Annotated in this window: 1 protein-coding gene; it reads left to right on the top strand. The window is 64.7% G+C overall.

Features of this window, described 5'->3' with window-relative positions; all coding sequences use genetic code 11:
• On the top strand, positions 1-207 hold a 207-nt coding region (locus GM672_RS28840), incomplete at both ends, for a hypothetical protein (RefSeq protein WP_170300308.1).

Raw genomic sequence — 207 nt, 5'->3', positions numbered from 1 at the left:
TGGCCAACGCGTTGACGACCAACCAGATCGTCGCCCTGAGCTCGAACCAGCTGGGTGCCTTCAACACCGCCCAGTTCGGTGCGCTGTCGACCAACGCGATTGCCGCGATCGAGACGGCCGATATCGGCGGCCTGAAGACCAACGTCATCGCCGCGCTGAAGTCGGCGCAGGTAGCTGCCCTGACGACCAACCAGATCGGTGCCCTGG

Origin of the sequence: Pseudoduganella buxea (assembly GCF_009720835.1) — a bacterium.
GTDB classification, from domain to species: domain Bacteria; phylum Pseudomonadota; class Gammaproteobacteria; order Burkholderiales; family Burkholderiaceae_D; genus Rugamonas; species Rugamonas buxea.
The sequence above is the reverse complement of the archived record's forward strand: the minus strand, read 5'-3'. Positions and strand labels throughout refer to the sequence as shown.